The sequence below is a fragment of the Variovorax sp. 05T418 genome, from assembly GCF_056396385.1.
This window is the reverse complement of the sequence record NZ_JBFTLJ010000007.1, coordinates 283,936-302,412: the sequence shown is the minus strand read 5'-3', so window position 1 is coordinate 302,412 and position 18,477 is coordinate 283,936. Positions and strand designations below refer to the sequence as shown.

Here is an 18,477-nt window from a genome sequence, read left to right as displayed (position 1 = left end):
CGTCATGCCTGGATCGGCGTCAGCAGTTTGTCGGGCGTGATGGGCAGGTCGCGCACGCGGCGCCCGGTGGCGTTGTAGACCGCGTTCGCAATGGCGGCGGCCACGCTGGTGATGCCGATCTCGCCCACGCCCTTCACGCCCATGCGGTTGACCCGGGTGTCGGTTTCGGGCGCAAAGAGCACCTGCACGTCGCCGATGTCCGCGTTCACGGGCACGTGGTAGTCGGCTAGCGTGCGCGTGACGAAGTGGCCGGTGCGCTCGTCGAGCACCGACTCTTCCATCAGCGCGTTGCCAATGCCCCAGACGACGCCCCCGATGATCTGCGACGCCGCGGTCTTGGGGTTGAGGATGCGCCCGGCCGCAATCACCGCCAGGTAGCGAGGCACGCGCACCAGCCCCAGGTCTTCGTCGACCCACACTTCGGCAAAGTTGGCACCGAAGGCGTAGTGCGACCAGGCGGCGATGTCCGCGCCCGGCGTGGCCGTGTTGCTGGCGCGCCATTCGTTCAGCTGGGCCGCCTGCAGCAGCTCCGCCACGCTGGGTTCGCGCACGAAGCGCAGGCTCACCTTCTCGCGCAGCTGCTGCTTGGCCGCTTCGCAGACCGCGAGCGCCGCGGTGCAGAAGGTGTTGGCGCCCCAGGAGCCGCCCGAGCCTGGCGTGGGCGGCAGGGCCGAATCGCCGAGCCGCACCTGCACCTTGTCGAGCGGCAGGCCCAGCGTCTCGGCCGCGGTCTGCGCAATGACGGTGTAGCTGCCGGTGCCAAGGTCGGTCGCACACATCTCCACCACCGCGCGCACGTCGCGGCCATTGCGCGTGAGCAAGAGGTTGGCCGAGGCGCCGCGATGCGGTGCGCCGCGCGATGCCGCGCTCATGCCGTAGCCCACGAGCCAGTGGCCCTGCCTGCGGCTGCGCGGCATGGCGCTGCGATTGCTCCAGCCGAATTTCTCGGCGCCGATGCGCATGCATTCGACGAGCGAGCGGCTGCCGAAGGGCTTGCCCGTGTCGAGGTCGGTCTTGGCGTCGTTCCTCACGCGCAGTTCCACGGGGTCGATCTTCAGCTGCTCGGCAAGTTCGTCCATCGCCGATTCGAGCGCAAAGCTGCCGGGCGCCTCGCCCGGTGCGCGGGTCCACTTGGGCGTCTGCACGTTGAGGCGGAAGGCGCGGTGGGTGACCTGCGAGTTCGGCACCTCGTACATCATTCGCGAGATGACGCCGGTCTGCTCGACGAACTCCTCGTGCACCGAAGTGTGGGTGACGGTGTCGTGGCCCAGCCCCGTGAGCCGGCCGCTCGCATCCGCACCCAGCCGCATGTGCTGGCGGTTGTGCTGGCGCAGGCCGACCACCATGAACATCTGCTGCCGCGTGAGCACATGCTTGACCGGCCGCCTCACGAGGCGCGCGGCCAGCACCGTGAGCATCGCGTTGTCGCGCGTGAGGATCTTGCTGCCGAAGCCGCCGCCCACGAACGGGCACACCACGCGCACGTTCTCGCGCGGAATGTCGAAGGTGGCGGCAATGGCCGGGGCGGCATCGCTCACCATCTGCAGCGAGTGGTGCACCGTGACCTTGTTGTCGCCCTCCCATGCGGCCACGGTGGCGTGCATCTCCATCGGGTGGTGGTGCTCGATGGGCGTGTTGTAGACCGCATCGACGGTGCCCGCTGCGGCGCGCAGGCCCTGGTCGAGGTCGCCGCGGCGCGTGTCGGTCTTGTAGCCGGCGTTGATGGCCGCCGGCGCGTAGGCGTTCTTGACGTTGGCGTCGAAGCCGATGCGGGGCTGCGCCGCGTCGTAGCTCACCTTCACCAGCGTGGCCGCATGGCGCGCCTGCTCGAGCGTTTCGGCCACCACGAAGCCGATGAGCTGGCCGTGGTGGTGAATGGCCGTGTCCTGCAGCAGCGGCGTGGCGCGCGTGAAGCGGTTCTGCGGCGTCTCGGGCGCGGGCGGCGCCATTTTGGGCACGTTCTTGTGCGTGAGCACCAGCAGCACGCCGGGCAATTGCTCCGCCGCCGCGGTGTCGATGTCGCGCACGCGCCCGGCCGCCACGGTGCTGCCCAGCGCAACGCCGTACACCAGCCCCGGGTACGAGAACTCGGCCGCATAGCGCGCCTGGCCGGTCACCTTGAGGCGGCCGTCCACGCGGTCGACCGGCTGCCCGATGAGGGGAGTCGCTTGCCTGTTCATGCCGTGCTCCTGCTCGTGGTTTCCAGCGCGCGCACGATGCTTCGCCTGGCCAGTTCGATCTTGAAACGGTTGTGCTCGAAGCCCGTGGCACCGGCCAGCGCGGCCTCCGCCGCCTGGCGGAACAGCGCCATGCTGGGCTCGGCGCCTTGCAGCAGCGCCTCGGCCTCGCGCGCGCGCCAGGGCATGTGGGCCACGCCGCCCAGGCAGATGCGCGCCTGCCGGATGCGGCTGCCCTCCATGTCGAGCGCGGCCGCCACCGACACCAGCGCAAAGGCATAGCTGGCACGGTCGCGCACCTTCAGGTAGTGCGAACGCTGCGCGAAGCGGGCGCTTTCGGCCGGCAGGTCGATGGCGGTGATCAGCTCGCCGGGCGCCAGGTTGGCATCGAGCTCGGGCGTCTCGCCCGGCAGGCGGTGAAACTGCGCAATCGGAATGGTCCGGCGGCCTGAGGGCCCCTGCAGCTGCACCACCGCATCGAGCGCGTGCAGCGCCTGCGCCATGTCGCCCGGATAGCTTGCGATGCACTTCGCACTGGTGCCCAGCACCGCGTGGTTGCGGTTGAAGCCCTGCAGCGCGCTGCAGCCCGTGCCCGGCTCGCGCTTGTTGCAGGGCTGCGTCACGTCGTAGAAGTAGGGGCAGCGCGTGCGCTGGCGCAGGTTGCCGCCGTTGGTAGCCGCATTGCGCAGCTGGCCCGAGGCGCCCGCAAGAATGGCCTGCGCCACCAGCGGATAGCGCGTGCGCAGCACGGGGTGGCTGGCCGTGTCGCTGTTGCGCGCCAGCGCGCCCAGCCGGAGCCCGCCCCCGGGCTGCGCCTCGATGGCCGCGAGCGGCAGGCGGTTGATGTCCACCAGCTGGTCGGGCGCTTCCACGCCTTCCTTCATCAGGTCGACGATGTTGGTGCCGCCGGCCAGGAATCGGGCGCCCGGCTGCGTGGCCGCCCGGACGGCCGTGTCCACGTCGGTGGCGCGGGTGAATGCGAAGGGCTTCATGCGCGGCTCCTTCGGCTGTTGCCCGCGCGCGGCATCAGGCTCACTTCGCGCACCGCGGCCACGATGCCCGGGTAGGCGCCGCAGCGGCAGATGTTGCCCGACATGCGCTCGCGGATCTCGGCGTCGCTCAGCTGCGCCACCGGCCCGGTGCGCCGCACATCGGCCGTGACATGGCTCGGCGCGCCTTGCTCCGCCTCGCGCAGCATGCCCACGGCCGAGCAGATCTGCCCCGAGGTGCAATAGCCGCACTGGAACCCGTCGTGCTTGATGAAGGCGGCCTGCATCGGATGCAGCTCGCTGCCGCGCGCGAGCCCCTCGATGGTGGTGACTTCCGCGCCATCATGCGAGAGCGCGAGTGCCAGGCAGGAGTTGATGCGCCGGCCATTGACGAGCACCGTGCACGCGCCGCACTGGCCGTGGTCGCAGCCTTTCTTCGTACCCGGCAGCGCCATCTGCTCGCGCAGCAGGTCGAGCAGGGTCGTGCGCGGATCGACTTGCAGCGCATGCGGCTTGCCGTTGACGCGCAGGGCGAGGGCCATCGAAGAAGAAGAGGGCGGCGCTGCATTGGCATCCGCCTGCGCGGCCGTTGCGACAGACGCTGCCATGGGCGCGGACGCCAGGATGCCGGCGATGCCGGTCGTCCCGCTTTCCGCAAGGAAGGCGCGGCGGGTCAGCTGGCCGGCGGGTGAGGGGAGAAGAGGGTTGCTGTTGTCGTTATCGTCGTCAGGCAAATCATCGGCCTGCCGTTCATCGGAAAGGAGGGATGTCATCGTGTGTGGCACCTGGGGTGGATCGATCGATGAAGGGACCTCGCCGCGCGAGCTGCGGCCCGTGCGCTGTCGAGGGGCGTCGATTCCCCAGCTTAGCTATCGATAACTTGTTGCAGGCATCGGTTTTTTTAATACCTGCTGCGGGGGGCGAGTCAATCCCCTCCACACCCCCCGCGCTCCAGCACCGGCAGCAATTGCGGCCCCAGCGACTTCAGCAACTGCGTCGGCAGTGCGCTCGTGAACCGGTAGCGGGCGGCGTAGGGCTCGTTCACGTAGGCCATGATGGTGCCGAAGTAGCGGTCGCCGATGGTGAACACGAAGGTGGCCGAGCGGCTGATCTTGCGCTCCGGGCCCGCGCCTGCGCCGCGGCCGTTGTGGCCGTAGCGGTGGTCGCCGGTGCCGGTCTTGCCGCCGATCTCTATCGCGCGGCCGTTCGCGTCCACCAGGGCATCCTTCAGGCGCCGCGCCGTGCCGTCCTGCACCACCTGCACCAGCGCGCGGCGCAGCGTTGCGGCCACTTCGGCGGGCAGCACGCGCTCGGCACCCGCGCCTTGCGCCTCGAGCCGCGTCTCGTAGGGCGTGTCGCGCGCAAAGTGCAGTGCGCCGACGCGCTGCACCGGCCGCCGTACGCCGTCGTTGGCGATGATGCCCATCAGTTCCGCCAATGCGGCCGGCCGGTCGCCCGACGCGCCAATGGCGCTCGCATAGGACGGCGTCAGCGATTCGAAGGGGTAGCCCAGGCGCTGCCACGAGCGATGGATTTCCGCGAACGCATCGAGCTCGACCAGCTCGCGCAAGCGCTTGTCCTGTGCGCTCTTGTGCCGCGTCTTGAAGAGCCAGGCGTAGACCTCCTGGCGTTCGCTCGCGCTCGCGTCGAGCACCTCGGTCAGTGTTGCGCCGGGATGGCGCCGCAGGTATCCCACCAGCCAGAGTTCGAGCGGATGCACGCGCGCGATGTAGCCGCGGTCCGCGAGCGACAGGCCCGAGTAGGTGGTGTGCAGCGCCCGCAGTGCACGCGGCGAGCCGGCGCCCTTGCCCAGCCGCTGCGTGAGCAGCTCGTCGAGCCGTTCTTCGCTGGCCCCGGGTTCGATCGTGAACAGCGCGCTCGCCAAGCGCGGCGCCGATGGCTTGAGGCTGCGCAGCAGCAGCGCCTCGGCGCCCGCGGCCGATTGGCGCTGGTACTTGCGATAGAAGCGGATCAGGTAGGCCGAGCCTTCGCGGTCGGCAAAGCGCTCGAGCATCTCGCGCCGGCGCGGGTCGGCCGGGTCCTTCAGCAGGGTCTCGGCATCCGATGCGCCGCCGAACATGCGGTGGCGCACCACGTCGCGCATCAGGCGGATGAACACCAGGTTGACCGAATGCTTGAAGCCTTCGCGCACCGTCATCGATTCGCTGTTGCGCGAGCGTTCGAAATTCTCGAACTGGTGCAGGCCGCCGCCGGTGAAGAACGATTCGCCGGGGTTCGCCGAATACTTGCGCTCCATGGCCGCCTCGAGCATTGGCGTGAGTCGGCGGTCCTTGGCGCGCAACAGGTACTGCCGCGCCCACGCACCGAGCGGATCGCGCGGGTTGTTCGGCAGCGCCGAAAGTTGGGCGGCGCCCAGGTCCGCCCAGCGGGCGTGCAGCTCGGCCACGATCTCGAGGTAGCTCACCAGCGTGCGCAGCTTGGCGGTGGAGCCCAGGTCCAGCCGCGCGCCCTGGTTCACGTCGAATGGCTGGTTGATGTTGTCGGCCTGCACGCGCAGCAGGTTGGCCTGGGCGCCGCGCTCGAACAGCGTGAAGCTGTAGATCAGCGGGGCCGGGTCCGCGCCCGGGTCGAGCATGTGGGCGCCGAACAAGCCCGCGGCCTTGGCGGCGGCGGGCGTGCGCAGGCCGGTCAGCACCTGCGCCGCCAGCGCCTGCGCTTCGCCGTCCAGGCTGGTCTCAGCCTCCAGGTCGAGCCGTTCCAGGTCGTAGGCGCGCGGCACGTCGAGCAGCGTGGAGATGTGGGTGCGCAGCGCGATGGTGGCCTTGCGCTGCACGAAGTCCGTGCGCGGCCTGGTCGGCAGTTCGGGCCGCAGATTCAGCGGCAGCGGCAGCGCCGCATCGCGCAGCGTGGGCGCGATCAGGCCCGCATCGCCCATCAGCCGCAGGTAGCTGTCGGTCAGCCGCGCCAAGCCGGTGCCGTCGCCGAGCAAGTGCTGCGAGGGGCGGCGCTGCGCGATCATCAGCGACAGCGCCTGCTTGAAGGCCTCGGCCTGGCGCTGGAGCGCCTCGGGCGTGGGCGTGGTCGCCCCTTCCGCGTTGTCGGCGAGCAGGCGGTTGACCTCGCGGAAGTCGCGCCCGTACCAGGCCCACAGGCCATCGCCCATGCCGTGCACTTCGCCGATGCCGGGGCGCGCGGCCAGCGGCACCGTGTCGAGATAGTCGACGACGATCTGGCGGCGCCGCGCCAGCGTGTCGTCGCCGTCCTGGTAGGCGCGCACCGAGGCCGAGGCCATCTGGCGCAGCTTCTCGCGGACCGACCCGGTGCGGCCTTGCGGCGAATGGCGGTACTTTTCGATCTGCGTGGCCAGCGTGCTGCCGCCGGTCGCGGTCGCGCCCGGGCTGAACACCCGCAGCCCCTGCTCGACCGCGGCCTTGGCAAAGCGTTCCGGATCGAGCGCGGGATTGCGCTGCGCCGGCTCCGCATCGAGCAGGTGGCGGTCTTCGACGAACAGCAGGGCGCTCACCAGCAGCGGCGGCACGTCTTCGAAGCGCTCGTAGGCGCGCTGGGGCACGCGCGTGTGCAGCAGCGCCGTGTTGCGGCAGTCGCGCACCGTCAGGCCGGCCTGATTCTTCTCGCGGTAGGGCGTGAAAAGCCCGCGCTCCTGCAGTTCGACCAGCCGCGGCGACATGCGCGCCTGGCGGGTGATGGCAAAGCCCCGCGGCTGCAGGCGTTCGATGAAGTCGGGAAGACCGTGGTAGCCGAGCCGCGCGTCGTACGGCCCGCTATGGGGAAAGCGGATGGCGTCGCTGGCACCGTCGCTGACGCTGAAGCCCGCGCCGCTGGCAAAGTCGCGCCACAGGGCCGATTGCCATCGGGAGGTCTTCAGCTCGTCGACCACCGCAAAAGCGGCAAGCGCGCCTACCACGGCGAGCCCAGTGCCGATCCAGAAGACCTTCTTGAACCTTGTCATGCTGCCTCGCACAGTCTGAACCGGGGGTCCGTCCAGCGCGATGATGCGCTTTCCGCGGCCACTTGGCGCGCATGCGCGGCAATCTTGCGTGCCGGAAAACTACCTATGGCGAGTCAACGCCGCGTTGGCATACAAGTCGTAGTTCGGTTGTTTCAGCCGTAACGAGGTAGGCGGCCGGGGGTTTTTCAGCCCACCGCCTTGATGAGCCGTTCGCGCCCCGCCTTGGCCAGCATCGAAGCGACCGCGCAGGAGGCCAGGCGAGCCGGCTCCGAGTCGGCCCGGCTCGTCAGGATCACCGGCACCCGGGTGCCCAGCACGATGCCCGCCGCATAGGCCCCGCCCAGGAAACTCAGGCTCTTGGCCAGCATGTTGCCCGCGTCCAGGCTGGGCACGATCAGCACGTTGGCGCGGCCCGCCACCGGCGAGACGATGCCCTTGATGCGCGCCGCCTCAGGGTCGATGGCGTTGTCCATGGCCAGCGGTCCGTCGAGCTGCGCCCCGGTGATCTGGCCGCGGTCGGCCATCTTGCACAGCGCGGCGGCATCCAGCGTGGACGGCACCTTGGTGTTGATCGTTTCCGTGGCCGAGAGAATCGCCACCCGCACCGCCGGCATCAGCAGCGCATGCGCAAGGTCGATCGCGTTCTGCACGATGTCGACCTTTTCATCGAGCGTGGGCGCGATGTTGATGGCGGCGTCCGAAATGATCAGCGGCTGCGAGTGGCCCGGAATGTCCATCACGAAGCAATGACTGATGCGCCGCGATGTGCGGAGGCCCCCTTCGCGCCGCACCACCGCGCCCATCAGCTCGTCGGTGTGCAGGCTGCCCTTCATCAACGCATCGACTTCGCCGCGCAAGGCCATGGCGACGGCGGCGTCGGCCGCGGCGTGGCTGTGAGGGGCGTCGACGATGGGGATGTTCGAGAGGTCTGCGCCGGCTTCGCGTGCGGCAGCTTCGATCTTTGCGCGGGGGCCGACGAGCGTGGGGGCGATGAGGCCGAGCGCGGCTGATGCGAGGGCCGCTTCTAGGGAGACGGCGTTGGCTGGGTGGACGACCGCGACGCGAAGCGGTGGGAGCGCGCGGGCGGTGGCGATCAGGCGGTCGTAGTGGGGGTGGGTGGCGGGAGATGCGGGTGGCATGCGGGCTCCGGAGAGTGGGGAGGGGCACTACGATGTCACGGATTTTCCCTTGTCGCGTAGATCGATCGATGCGGCGGCCTTACGCAAGCGACCGCGCAACTGCATCTCTGTGATCGCCGTTATGACGAACACCTTGAACAACTTCGAAAGGAAGGGCTGATCAACGGCTAAGAAATTTGCAGACTTGCGGACGAAAATGAAGCCCGATGTTCAGGCACGTTCCAACACCAAGGTGCTGGAAATGCTGGCAGAAATGCCGCTCCACGAACTTCGTCAAGCGCGCAACCTGTCTCAGAAGATGCTCGCCGATGTTTTGCATGTGCAGCCGCCATCGATTGCAAAGCTGGAGCGACGCACGGATATGTACCTCTCGACCCTGCGTAGCCACATCGAGGCGATGGGCGGCGAACTGGAAATCGTGGCTCGCTTCCCCGATGGTGCCGTGAAGATCACCAAACTGGCCGAGATCGATGATGTCGAAGGCATCGCTCGTATATAGCCTGGCGACCTGGATCAGACAGCCTTTCGCGAGCGGGTCTTACGACGTGGAGTGGGACATGATCAAGAGCGGAATGCGGCGGCCCTCACTCCGGCGAAGTGGACGGCGGTGCTTGCCGCCCGGATGCCGAGCGTGCAAAGCGCGTTTCAGCACTTCAGATCGAAGAATCGCTTGCGGGCCTTGTAAAGGTCGACATCGGCACGAGCCTTTGCTTCGCCCGATGCTCCCGCTGCGTCCGACTCCAGTTGGGATAGACGATTGTCGAGATTGGCGCACTGGGCCTGATCGTCCCTGGGCAGTTTGACGCGGCGACGCATCAGGTCCATGTCGGCATGCGAGCGGCCATGGAGCGGACGGAGTGCGTTGTCGAAGGTCGTATTGAACTCTTCGCGCTGCACCTCGCGGCCTTTGCGGGACTGCCCGCTCATCTTGTCCATGCCTTGCGTGGGTGTTGCGTCGATCACCTTGGCCCCGACGCATGGGGCGTCCGAGTAGCTGACCTTGCCGTTCGTCTCGCAGCGATAGACCGGGTGTTGCGCCGCGGCTGGGAAGATCGCGATGGCCAACAGGGCAGTGGCCAAGCACAGCGGGCGCCAAAGCGCATGGCGGGTAGGAATCGGCGTGGAATGCGACAGCATCAGAGTCATGCCTCAAATCCTCTTACATTGGCTACTACATCGCCTAAGAAAAAAGCCCCGTCGCTATCGTCCTGATAGCAACGGGGCTTTTCATTTGGTGCCGGAGAGATGAATCGAACACCCGACCTTCTCATTACGAATGAGCTGCTCTACCGACTGAGCTACACCGGCGAAGCCTCGGATTATAGCAACACCGTCAGGCCTTTTCGGCGTGGTACTTGGTCAAACGCTCGACTTCGTTACGCGAACCCAACATCACGCTCACGCGCTCGTGCAGTTTGGTGGGCTGCAGCTCCAGGATGCGCTGCTTGCCGTTGGTGGCCGCGCCACCGGCCTGCTCGACCAGCCAGCTCATGGGGTTGGCCTCGTACATCAGGCGCAGCTTGCCGGCCTTTTCGGGCTCGCGCTTGTCCCACGGATACATGAACACGCCGCCGCGCATCAGGATGCGGTGCACGTCGGCCACCATGCTGGCAATCCAGCGCATGTTGAAGTCCTTGCCGCGCGGGCCTTCCTTGCCGGCCAAGCATTCGTCGATGTAGCGCTTCATGGGCTCGTCCCAGTGGCGCATGTTGCTCATGTTGACCGCAAATTCCTTCGTATCGGCCGGAATCTGGATGTCTTCCTGCGTGAGCACGAAGCTGCCTTGCTCGCGGTCGAGCGTGAACATGGCCACGCCGTTGCCCACGGTGAGCACCAGCGTCGTTTGCGGGCCGTAGATGCAGTAGCCGGCGGCCACCTGCTGGGTGCCGGGCTGCAGAAAGTCGGCTTCCTGCACGCCGGGGGTGTCGTCGGGCTTCTTCAGCACGCTGAAGATGGTGCCGATGCTCACGTTCACGTCGATGTTGCTGCTGCCGTCGAGCGGGTCGAACATCAGCAGGTATTCGCCCTGCGGGTAGCGGTTGGGCACCACGTAGATGCTGTCCATTTCCTCGCTGGCCATGGCCGCAAGGTGGCCGCCCCATTCGTTGGCTTCGATGAGCACTTCGTTGGCGATGATGTCCAGCTTCTTCTGGATCTCGCCCTGCACGTTTTCGCTCTCGGCGGTGCCGAGCACTCCTCCCAGCGCGCCCTTGTTGACGGCCTGGCTGATGCTCTTGCAGGCGCGGGCCACCACTTCGAGCAAAAGGCGCAGCTGGCCGGGAATGAGACCGTCGGCGCGCTGCTGTTCGACGAGGTAGCGGGTGAGGGAGATCTTTTGTTGAGCCATAGGGTTCTGCTTCCTGGATGGGGTTCGGTTGCGATGTCGTGGTTGGCCGGGGTCAGTCGGCGTTGTCCTCGGGCCAGGGGGCGCCGAGGTCGTAGGCGATGCGCGTTGCAACGTCGGTGGCCGCCTTGGCGAGCCCTTCGTTGAGCAGCTTGCCCTGGTTTGCCAGCCACAGCGCGCGGCGGGTGCTGCGCTGCGTATTGGCGTCCTTGCCGCGCAGTTCCTGTTTCAGCGAAGGTCCGACGAGGTCCGACAGCGACACGGTCGAGCGGTACGAATACTCGTGCCAGAGCGTTCGCTTGTCGGCAGAGCCGATGAGCACATTGGCGCGCACGACGGCCTGGTCCTCGTCGTCGGAAACACTAGCCCAGCCTTCGACCACGGTTTGGGCATTGCCGGCGTTCAGTGGGTAGCCCCTGAACTGATCGCGGGTGGGGGGCTGGTAGGTGGCGTCGCGATAGTGAGGGCTGGTGCGCAATGCCTTTTCAAGGCGCGCGCCGAGTTGAGGCGCCAGTTCATAGCTTCCCATGACCGCCAGATAGAGGGCCGACCGAGACTCGCTGTCTTCCTGAAGCGATGCCTGGTAGCCCTGGTTGGCGGCCCCGGCCGCGCCACCGAGGGCCATGGCGCCAATGATTCCCACGCCGGGAATCGCCGACAAGCCGGCGCCCACGGCTCGCATGCGCTTTGAGCCTGCTGCGGGATCGTTTTCCACGCCGATGCCGGTATCGGGCGCTACCACCTGCACGGTCGAGCCGGGCAGGGTGGCCAGCTGCGAAGACTTGATCCACGGCTGCCGCGAGCTGCTGCCGCCCGCGCAGCCGGCGAGCGCCGCGCAGAGCATCAGCACCGCCGCGAGCGCGGGCCGCTTCGGGCGTCGTTCAGTTGCCGGCCAGCGCACGCGTCACCACCTCATGCGTGTCCTTGCTCAGGTCGGGCTTGGCGGCCACGCGGGCGATCGCTTCGCGCGCGGCGCTGCGGTACGGCTCGGCCAGCTTGCTCCAGCGGTCGAGGGCGCGGGCGAGGCGGGCGGCCACCTGGGGGTTGATGGCGTCCAGCTCGATGACGCGCTCGCTCCAGTACACGTAGCCGGCCGCGTCGGGGCGGTGGAACGCGCCGGGGTTGGCGCTGCAGTAGCTGAAGATCACGCTGCGGGCGCGGTTGGGGTTCTTGATGGAGAAGTCCGGGTGCTTCATCAGCTGCTTGACCAGCGGCAGGATGTCGCCGCCGCGGTCGGGCGCGCCGGCCTGCAGCGAGAACCACTTGTCGATGACCAGCGCCTCGTCCTTGAAGAGGGCGTGGAAGCGCGCGAGCGCCTGCGCGGCCAGGGTGTGGCCCGACGACACCAGCGCGTTGAGCGCGTTGAAGCGGTCGGTCATGTTGCCGGCGTCCTTGAAGCGCTGCAGCGTCTTGCCGGGCCACACGGTGTCGCCCGAAACGCGCGCCGCCAGGCACAAAAAGCTGAGCGCCATGCCGGCCAGCGCGCGGCGGCCCGACGAGGTCGGGTCGGGCGTGTAGGCGCCGGTGTCGTGGTTTTCTTCGTAGACCTGTTGCCAGGCCGAAAAGAGGGTGGTGGCCAGCTGCGCGCGCATGGCTTCGCGCACCAGGTGCACGCGCTGCGGGTCGACCACGTCGAGCTGCTCGGAGATGTAGGTTTCCGAAGGCAGCGTGAGCACCAGTTCCTTGAAGGCGGCATCGAGCTTGGGGTTGCGCAGCACGCTGCGCATGGCGTCCAGGTAGGCGTCGTTCAGCACCGGGGTGGTGTCGGTGGCCAGCGCGGCAATGCCCTGCAGCGCGGCGCGCAGGCCCAGGCGCTGGCCGGCTTCCCAGCGGTTGAAGGGGTCGGGGTCGTTGGCCAGCAGGGTGAGCAGCTGGGCGTCGGTGTATTCGAAGTCGAGGATCACCGGCGCGCTGAAGCCGCGCAGGATGGAAGGCACGGGCTCGGCGTCAAGGCCGACGAAGGTGATCTGCTCGCCGGCGCGCGAGAGCACCACGGTGCGCGTGCAGGGTGTGCCCGGCGCGCCGCGCGTCACTTCGGTTTCGCCTTCGAGCTGCAGCGGCAGTTCGCGCCCGCTGGCGTCGAGCAGGCCGATGTTCACCGGAATGACGAAGGGTTCCTTGGTCGGCTGGCCCGGCGTGGGCGGGCAGCTCTGGACAATGCTCAGGGTGTAGCTGCGGTTCTGCGCGTCGTACACGCCGTGGGCGGCCAGGCGCGGCGTGCCGGCCTGGCTGTACCAGCGCTTGAACTGCGGCAGCAGGCGGGCGAGTTCCGAATCGGGGTTGGCGTCGGCAATGGCCTGGGCGAAATCGTCGCAGGTCACGGCCTCGCCGTCGTGGCGTTCGAAGTAGAGCGTGATGCCCTTCTCGAACCCCTTGCGGCCGACCAGCGTCTGCATCATGCGCACCACCTCGGCACCCTTTTCATAGATGGTGACGGTGTAGAAGTTGCTGATCTCGATGTAGCTGTCGGGCCGCACCGGGTGGGCCATGGGGCCGGCGTCTTCGGGGAACTGGGCGGTGCGCAGAACGCGCACGTCCTCGATGCGCTTGACGGCGCGGGCCGAGGCGTCGGCGCACAGATCCTGGCTGAATTCCTGGTCGCGGAAGACGGTGAGGCCTTCCTTCAGCGAGAGCTGGAACCAGTCGCGGCAGGTCACGCGGTCGCCGCTCCAGTTGTGGAAGTACTCGTGGCCGACCACGCTTTCGATGTTGCTGTAGTCGGCGTCGGTGGCGGTGGCCTGGTTGGCCAGAACGTACTTCGTGTTGAAGATGTTCAGGCCCTTGTTCTCCATGGCGCCCATGTTGAAGTCGCTGGTGGCCACGATCATGAAGCGGTCCAGGTCCAGCGGCAGGCCGAAGCGCGCTTCGTCCCACAGCACGGAGTTGACCAGCGAGTTCATCGCATGCTCGGTCTTGTCGAGGTCGCCGGCGCGCACGTACACCTGCAGCAGGTGTTCCTTGCCATTGCGCGCGGTAATGCGCTGCTCGCGCGCCACCAGCTTGCCGGCCACCAGCGCGAACAGGTAGCAGGGCTTCTTGAAGGGGTCGACCCACTTGGCAAAGTGGCGGCCTTCGGGCAGATCGCCCTGCTCGACGAGGTTGCCGTTCGACAGCAGCACCGGATACGCAGCCTTGGCGGCGCGCAGCGTGACGGTGTACATCGCCATCACGTCCGGACGGTCGAGAAAATAGGTGATGCGGCGGAAGCCCTCGGCCTCGCACTGCGTGAAGAAAGTGTCTTCGCTCACGAACAAGCCCATCAGCTTGGTGTTCTTGATGGGGCAGCAGGTGGTGAAGATCTCGAGCTCGAAAGCATCGGGCAGGCCGTCGATCACGAGCTGGTCGCCTTCCATGCGGAACGATGCGCCCTGGCCGTTGACCAGCACGCGCGCCAGGTTCAGCTCGTCGCCGTCCAGGCGCAGCGGCTGGGCCGGCGCGTCGGGGTTGCGGCGCAGCTGCATGCGGTTGAGCACGCGGGTCTTGGCGGGGTCGAGGTCGAAGGTGAGGTCGACGGTGTCGATCCAGAATGCCGGAGCGGCATAGTCTTCGCGGCGAATGGCAATCGGTTGCCCTTGGGCGTCACGCTGCAGCAGCATCGAGTGTCTCCAGAAAATTCGAATGGGCGAGTTCGTCGTAGTCGCGAACCGCGGCAATCACATGGGGGCCGGCAAGCTCGGCGGCGGAATGGGTGCTGCACACGGCCACGGCACGCATGCCGCCGCGGCGCGCGGCCTCGATGCCGAAGGGCGCATCTTCAAAGACGATGCAGCGCTCGGGCGCCACGCCGATGCGGCGCGCGGCTTCCAGAAAGATCTCGGGCGTGGGCTTGCCGGCAAAGCCTTCGTCGCCGCCGACAATGGCCAGCGGCAACGGGTCCATCTTCAGGCGCGACATCGCAAACTCGATGTTGTGCCGGTCGCCGGCGGTGCCCACGGCCACCTTCAGGCCGCGTGCCACGGCGGCCTTGGCAAAGGCGGTGAAGCCGGCCACTTCGGTGAAGTTGTCGCTGAACATGGCGCGGTAGATTTCTTCCTTCTCGTGCACCAGGCCCAGGCACTCGGCGTCGGAAAGCTCGCGCTGGAACAATTCGCGCATGCACTCGGCGCCGGTGCGGCCCGTGGTGCGCGCAAGGATGTCGGTCACGTCGAGCGTGAGGCCGTGGCGTTCGACAAACTCCACCCACGAGCGCGCATGCCACGGCATGGAGTCGATCATGGTGCCGTCCATGTCGAAGATGAAGGCTTCGACCTTCCCGTGCTTCAGGCTCATCGCTTACACGCCCTGCTTGAGCGAGGCTTCGATGAACACGTCGAGGTCGCCGTCGAGCACCTTCTGCGTGGCCGAGACTTCGACGTTGGTGCGCAGGTCCTTGATGCGGCTGTTGTCCAGCACGTAGCTACGGATCTGGTGGCCCCAGCCCACGTCGGTCTTGCTGTCCTCGAGCTTTTGCTGCTCTTCCTGGCGCTTGCGCATCTCGTGGTCGTACAGGCGCGAGCGCAGGCGCTTCCACGCCACGTCGCGGTTGCTGTGCTGGCTGCGGCCGTCCTGGCACTGCACCACGATGCCGGTCGGGATGTGCGTGAGGCGCACGGCCGAGTCGGTCTTGTTGATGTGCTGGCCGCCCGCGCCGCTGGCGCGGAAGGTGTCGGTACGCACGTCGGCCGGGTTGATCTCGATCTCGATGGAGTCGTCGATTTCCGGGTAGACAAAGATCGAGGCAAAGCTGGTGTGGCGCCCGCCCGACGAGTCGAACGGCGACTTGCGCACGAGGCGGTGCACGCCGGTTTCGGTGCGCAAGAGGCCAAAGGCGTAGTCGCCCTCGACCTTGATGGTCGCGCCCTTGATGCCCGCGGTGTCGCCCGGGGTTTCGTCCTCGATCTGCGTCTTGAAGCCCTTGCGCTCGGCGTACTTCAGGTACTGGCGCAGCAGCATGCTGGCCCAGTCGCAGGCCTCGGTGCCCCCTGCGCCGGCCTGGATGTCGACGAAGGCGTTGAGCGGATCGGCCGGGTTGTTGAACATCCGGCGGAATTCGAGCTGCTTGATGTCGGCTTCGAGCGCGGCGGCGTCATCGGCAATGGACTGCAAGCCGTCCATGTCGCCGTCTTCCTTCGACATCTCGTAGAGCTCGGTGTTGTCCGACAGGCCGCTGGTGAGGCGGTCGAGCGTGACGACCACGTCGTCGAGCGATTTTTTCTCGCGGCCCAGTTCCTGGGCCTTCTTGGGGTCGTTCCAGACGTTGGGATCTTCGAGCGACGCGTTGACCGTCCTCAGGCGTTCGGCTTTGGCATCGTAGTCAAAGATACCTCCGTAAATCCGCAGTCCGGGCGCTCAGGTCTGCAAGCGTTGCGCCGATCTGGTTGATTTGTTCTGCGTCCATGGGGTGTCCTGACTGTGTTCGGGGGAAACCCGGCATTTTCTCACGGACCGATAACCCGCCCTGCAGAGCCCCTGTATTGCTCCTTCCCCTTCCGGGGGAAGGTTGGGATGGGGGCGGTTCCCGCATTCGGTGCGGCCTATTCCAGCACCGCCGTTGCCGCCTCGGGGTAGAGGTTCGGAAACAGGATGTTCAGCGAGCCCAGCGGAAAACCGATGCTCAGCTCCGAACGATGGCTGTCGCTTTTCAGAAGTCCGTCCTTGATGAATCGAGAAATCACTTTTCGGGCCGTTCGCTCTTCCAGTCCGGTCATCCGGATGAACTCTCCGCGCGACACCGTGCCACCAACGGCAATCGTATGCAGCGGCAGCAGTGCCTCCTCGCGATATTCCGTGATGCCCTCCGTCGCGCCGCGCACCAGCAAGTAGGCGCGCATGCGGTCCTTGAGCTTGGAAAGGTCGAGCATCGAAGCCATGAAACTGACTTGGTCTTCGCACAGTTCGAGGAAGTAGCGGCACCACTCCCAGAGCATTTTTTCGCTGAGATTCCCCCGCCCGTCGAGATCTCCCTGCCTTGCGCTGTCCGCGTTGTCCAGCATTTCGAAGTAGCGGTCGCGCTGGCGAGCCAGGCCGCGATTGACAGACCAGAGGCCGCCGCTCATCAAATGCAGGGCGCAATGGGTCTGCAGCCGGATGGCACGCCCGTTTCCGTCTTCGAAGGGATGCGTCCAGGCCATTCGATGATGTGCGGCTGCAATGGTGTAGATCACAGCATCGATGCCCTTGAGGCCACCGTAGACCTCATCCATCCTCTTGAGAAACCGAGGGATCGATTTCCACGCTGGCGGCTGGTGGCGGCCCACCGCGACGTCATGCGTGCGGAGGCTTCCGGGAATGATGACCCGACCGTCATCGGTGAGGCGATCGGGTTCCGGGAGGCGGCGGTACAGGTTCTCGTGCGCTTGTTTCAGGAAGCCGCTGCTCAGTGCGCCCGCTTCGGTGGTGACGATTTCTTCCAGTTCCCGTTCGGCGTCGATGTGTGCCAGTGCGACACGCTGCCGTCTGGCGACGTCCGGCGTGTCGGAAAAGTCTTTGCTCAGCGCGCGCTCGATGTTCACGGGATGTGTGCTTTGTCCCTCGATGCGGTTCGAGTAGTACGAGTTCATCGATCGGACGATCTCGCGCAGCGCAGCCCGTGCTTGCGGACTTGCGGAGCCTTTCATCTCGGACGACTTCTCGAATATTCGGCGCGTGATTTCGCTCAGTTCGCCGAGTTTTTGCGTTGGCAGCAATGGCTCGAACTGATGAGGTTGGTCGTAGACCTGCAAAGGTGCGGGATTGACGGACATGGATTCCGGTTTAAGTTCTGGTCAGTTTAGGATGAAAGCCTTTTAAATTCAATAAGTTACTGAAAAACTGATCGCGATGATTTTCCGGTTGTAGTTCTGGTTGGAATACCGGAGGAGGTCATCGATGGCAACCCGCCGTAGAAGCAAAAAGCCCCCTGTGCGCGGCGCGGGCGCACAGGGGGCAAGGGGGAATCTGCGTTTGGATCAAAACGCGGGGACGAGCGAGCCCTTGAACTGCGTCTCGATGAAGCTCCTCACCTCGGGCGACTGGTAGGCCGCCACCAGCCGCCTGGCCCAGGGCTTGTCCTTGTCGGCGCGGCGCACGGCGATCAGGTTGGCATACGGACTCTTGGCCGATTCCTTGATCACAGCGTCCTTGTTGAGCGACAGCCCGGCCTTCTCGGCGTAGTCGTTGTTGATGGCGGCAATCGCCAGGTCGTCGAGCGAGCGCGGGAGCTGGGCGGCGTCGAGCGGCACGAGCTTGAGCTTCTTGGGGTTGCTCACCACGTCCAGCGGCGTGGCCGTGTTGTTCTTCACCGCCTCGGGCTTCAGCGTGATGAGGCCGGCCGACTGCAACAGCAGCAGGGCGCGGTTGCCGTTCGACGGGTCGTTCTGGATGCCAACCGCCGCGCCGTCGGGCAGCTGGTCGATCGTCTTGATCTTGCGCGAGTAGAAGCCCAGCGGCGCGGTGATGGTGAGGCCCACGGGCACGATGTCGAAGCCGCGCGCCTTGTTCTGGTTGTCCAGGAAGGGCTGGTGCTGGAAGGCGTTGGCGTCCAAGTCGCCCGAGGCCAGCGCGGCATTGGGCAGCTGGTAGTCGTTGAACACCACGAGCTGGATGTTCAGGCCGTCCTTGGCGGCCACCTTCTTCACCACCTCAAACACCTGCTCGGCGCTGCCGACCGAGATGCCGACCTTGACGGTGTTCTTGGTGCCGTTGTCCTGCGCGAAGGCGGCGCTGCCGCAGATGAGGGAGGCGGCCAGCGTGGCAAGGACGAGGCTGCGGCGGCGAAAGAGGTTCTGCATAGATCGGATGTGCGTTTCACAACAAAAAAAGAAGGCGCGAATGTGGCATTGCCCGGCACGTTTGGGAACGAACGAATCTTCATATCGATATGGCAATGCGCAACCCTCAATCCGAGGTCTTATGTGTTTTCAAGCATAAGCACGAGCCG

Annotated in this window: 14 protein-coding genes and 1 tRNA gene; 1 reads left to right on the top strand and 14 read right to left on the bottom strand. The window is 66.6% G+C overall.

Going from position 1 to position 18,477, the window contains the following annotated elements; all coding sequences use genetic code 11:
- Window positions 1–2: 2 nt before the first annotated feature.
- From AC1DMS_RS16940 to AC1DMS_RS16920, 5 genes are all read right to left on the bottom strand, one after another.
- Window positions 3–2,180, bottom strand: coding sequence for a xanthine dehydrogenase family protein molybdopterin-binding subunit (locus AC1DMS_RS16940; RefSeq protein ID WP_478181453.1), 2,178 nt, complete (start codon window positions 2,178–2,180; stop codon window positions 3–5).
- Complete coding sequence (locus AC1DMS_RS16935; RefSeq protein WP_436300532.1) at window positions 2,177–3,169, bottom strand: FAD binding domain-containing protein; 993 nt, start codon at window positions 3,167–3,169, stop codon at window positions 2,177–2,179. The genes AC1DMS_RS16940 and AC1DMS_RS16935 overlap by 4 nt, the downstream gene beginning before the upstream one ends.
- Complete coding sequence (locus AC1DMS_RS16930; RefSeq protein ID WP_478181452.1) at window positions 3,166–3,939, bottom strand: 2Fe-2S iron-sulfur cluster-binding protein; 774 nt, start codon at window positions 3,937–3,939, stop codon at window positions 3,166–3,168. The genes AC1DMS_RS16935 and AC1DMS_RS16930 overlap by 4 nt, the downstream gene beginning before the upstream one ends.
- 152 nt (window positions 3,940–4,091) lie before the next feature.
- The gene (locus tag AC1DMS_RS16925) at window positions 4,092–7,097 is read right to left on the bottom strand and encodes a transglycosylase domain-containing protein (RefSeq protein WP_478181451.1); all 3,006 of its coding nucleotides are present in this window, start codon (window positions 7,095–7,097) and stop codon (window positions 4,092–4,094) included.
- A gap of 185 nt (window positions 7,098–7,282) precedes the next feature.
- On the bottom strand, window positions 7,283–8,236 hold the full coding sequence (locus AC1DMS_RS16920) for a phosphate acetyltransferase (protein WP_478181450.1): 954 nt from the start codon (window positions 8,234–8,236) through the stop codon (window positions 7,283–7,285).
- Between the two features lie 184 nt (window positions 8,237–8,420).
- On the opposite strand from AC1DMS_RS16920, the gene AC1DMS_RS16915 reads away from it, so the two are divergent.
- Window positions 8,421–8,735, top strand: a complete 315-nt coding sequence (locus AC1DMS_RS16915) for an XRE family transcriptional regulator (protein ID WP_423838433.1) — start codon at window positions 8,421–8,423, stop codon at window positions 8,733–8,735.
- Window positions 8,736–8,881: 146 nt separating this feature from the next.
- On the opposite strand, the gene AC1DMS_RS16910 is transcribed toward AC1DMS_RS16915, so the two are convergent.
- From AC1DMS_RS16910 to AC1DMS_RS16870, 9 genes are all read right to left on the bottom strand, one after another.
- Window positions 8,882–9,382 (bottom strand): DUF4124 domain-containing protein, encoded by a 501-nt coding sequence (locus AC1DMS_RS16910; protein WP_478181449.1) that lies wholly within the window; start codon window positions 9,380–9,382, stop codon window positions 8,882–8,884.
- A gap of 86 nt (window positions 9,383–9,468) precedes the next feature.
- A tRNA-Thr gene (locus AC1DMS_RS16905) sits at window positions 9,469–9,544 on the bottom strand.
- A gap of 25 nt (window positions 9,545–9,569) precedes the next feature.
- Window positions 9,570–10,583: a class 1 fructose-bisphosphatase gene (locus AC1DMS_RS16900; protein WP_015866572.1), complete on the bottom strand. Its 1,014-nt coding sequence runs from the start codon at window positions 10,581–10,583 to the stop codon at window positions 9,570–9,572.
- 52 nt (window positions 10,584–10,635) lie between these two features.
- Window positions 10,636–11,481 (bottom strand): hypothetical protein, encoded by an 846-nt coding sequence (locus tag AC1DMS_RS16895; protein WP_478181448.1) that lies wholly within the window; start codon window positions 11,479–11,481, stop codon window positions 10,636–10,638.
- Complete coding sequence (gene pepN / locus AC1DMS_RS16890) at window positions 11,462–14,176, bottom strand: aminopeptidase N (protein ID WP_478181447.1); 2,715 nt, start codon at window positions 14,174–14,176, stop codon at window positions 11,462–11,464. Before pepN ends, AC1DMS_RS16895 begins: the two co-directional genes overlap by 20 nt.
- Window positions 14,160–14,849 carry an HAD family hydrolase gene (locus tag AC1DMS_RS16885; protein ID WP_062366100.1) on the bottom strand — a complete coding sequence of 230 codons (690 nt, stop codon included), beginning with the start codon at window positions 14,847–14,849 and terminating at the stop codon, window positions 14,160–14,162. The genes pepN and AC1DMS_RS16885 overlap by 17 nt, the downstream gene beginning before the upstream one ends.
- Window positions 14,850–14,852: 3 nt before the next feature.
- Window positions 14,853–15,957, bottom strand: a protein-coding gene (gene prfB, locus AC1DMS_RS16880; RefSeq protein WP_125964635.1) for a peptide chain release factor 2 whose coding sequence is annotated in 2 segments (ribosomal slippage) — window positions 14,853–15,875 and window positions 15,877–15,957 — 1,104 coding nt in all. Because the reading frame shifts where the segments join, the coding sequence is not laid out codon by codon here.
- 136 nt (window positions 15,958–16,093) lie between these two features.
- A complete protein-coding gene (locus AC1DMS_RS16875; RefSeq protein WP_015866567.1) occupies window positions 16,094–17,302 on the bottom strand; it encodes a Fic family protein in 1,209 nt (402 codons plus the stop codon).
- Between the two features lie 204 nt (window positions 17,303–17,506).
- Window positions 17,507–18,328, bottom strand: coding sequence for a MetQ/NlpA family ABC transporter substrate-binding protein (locus AC1DMS_RS16870; protein WP_478181446.1), 822 nt, complete (start codon window positions 18,326–18,328; stop codon window positions 17,507–17,509).
- Window positions 18,329–18,477 lie beyond the last annotated feature (149 nt).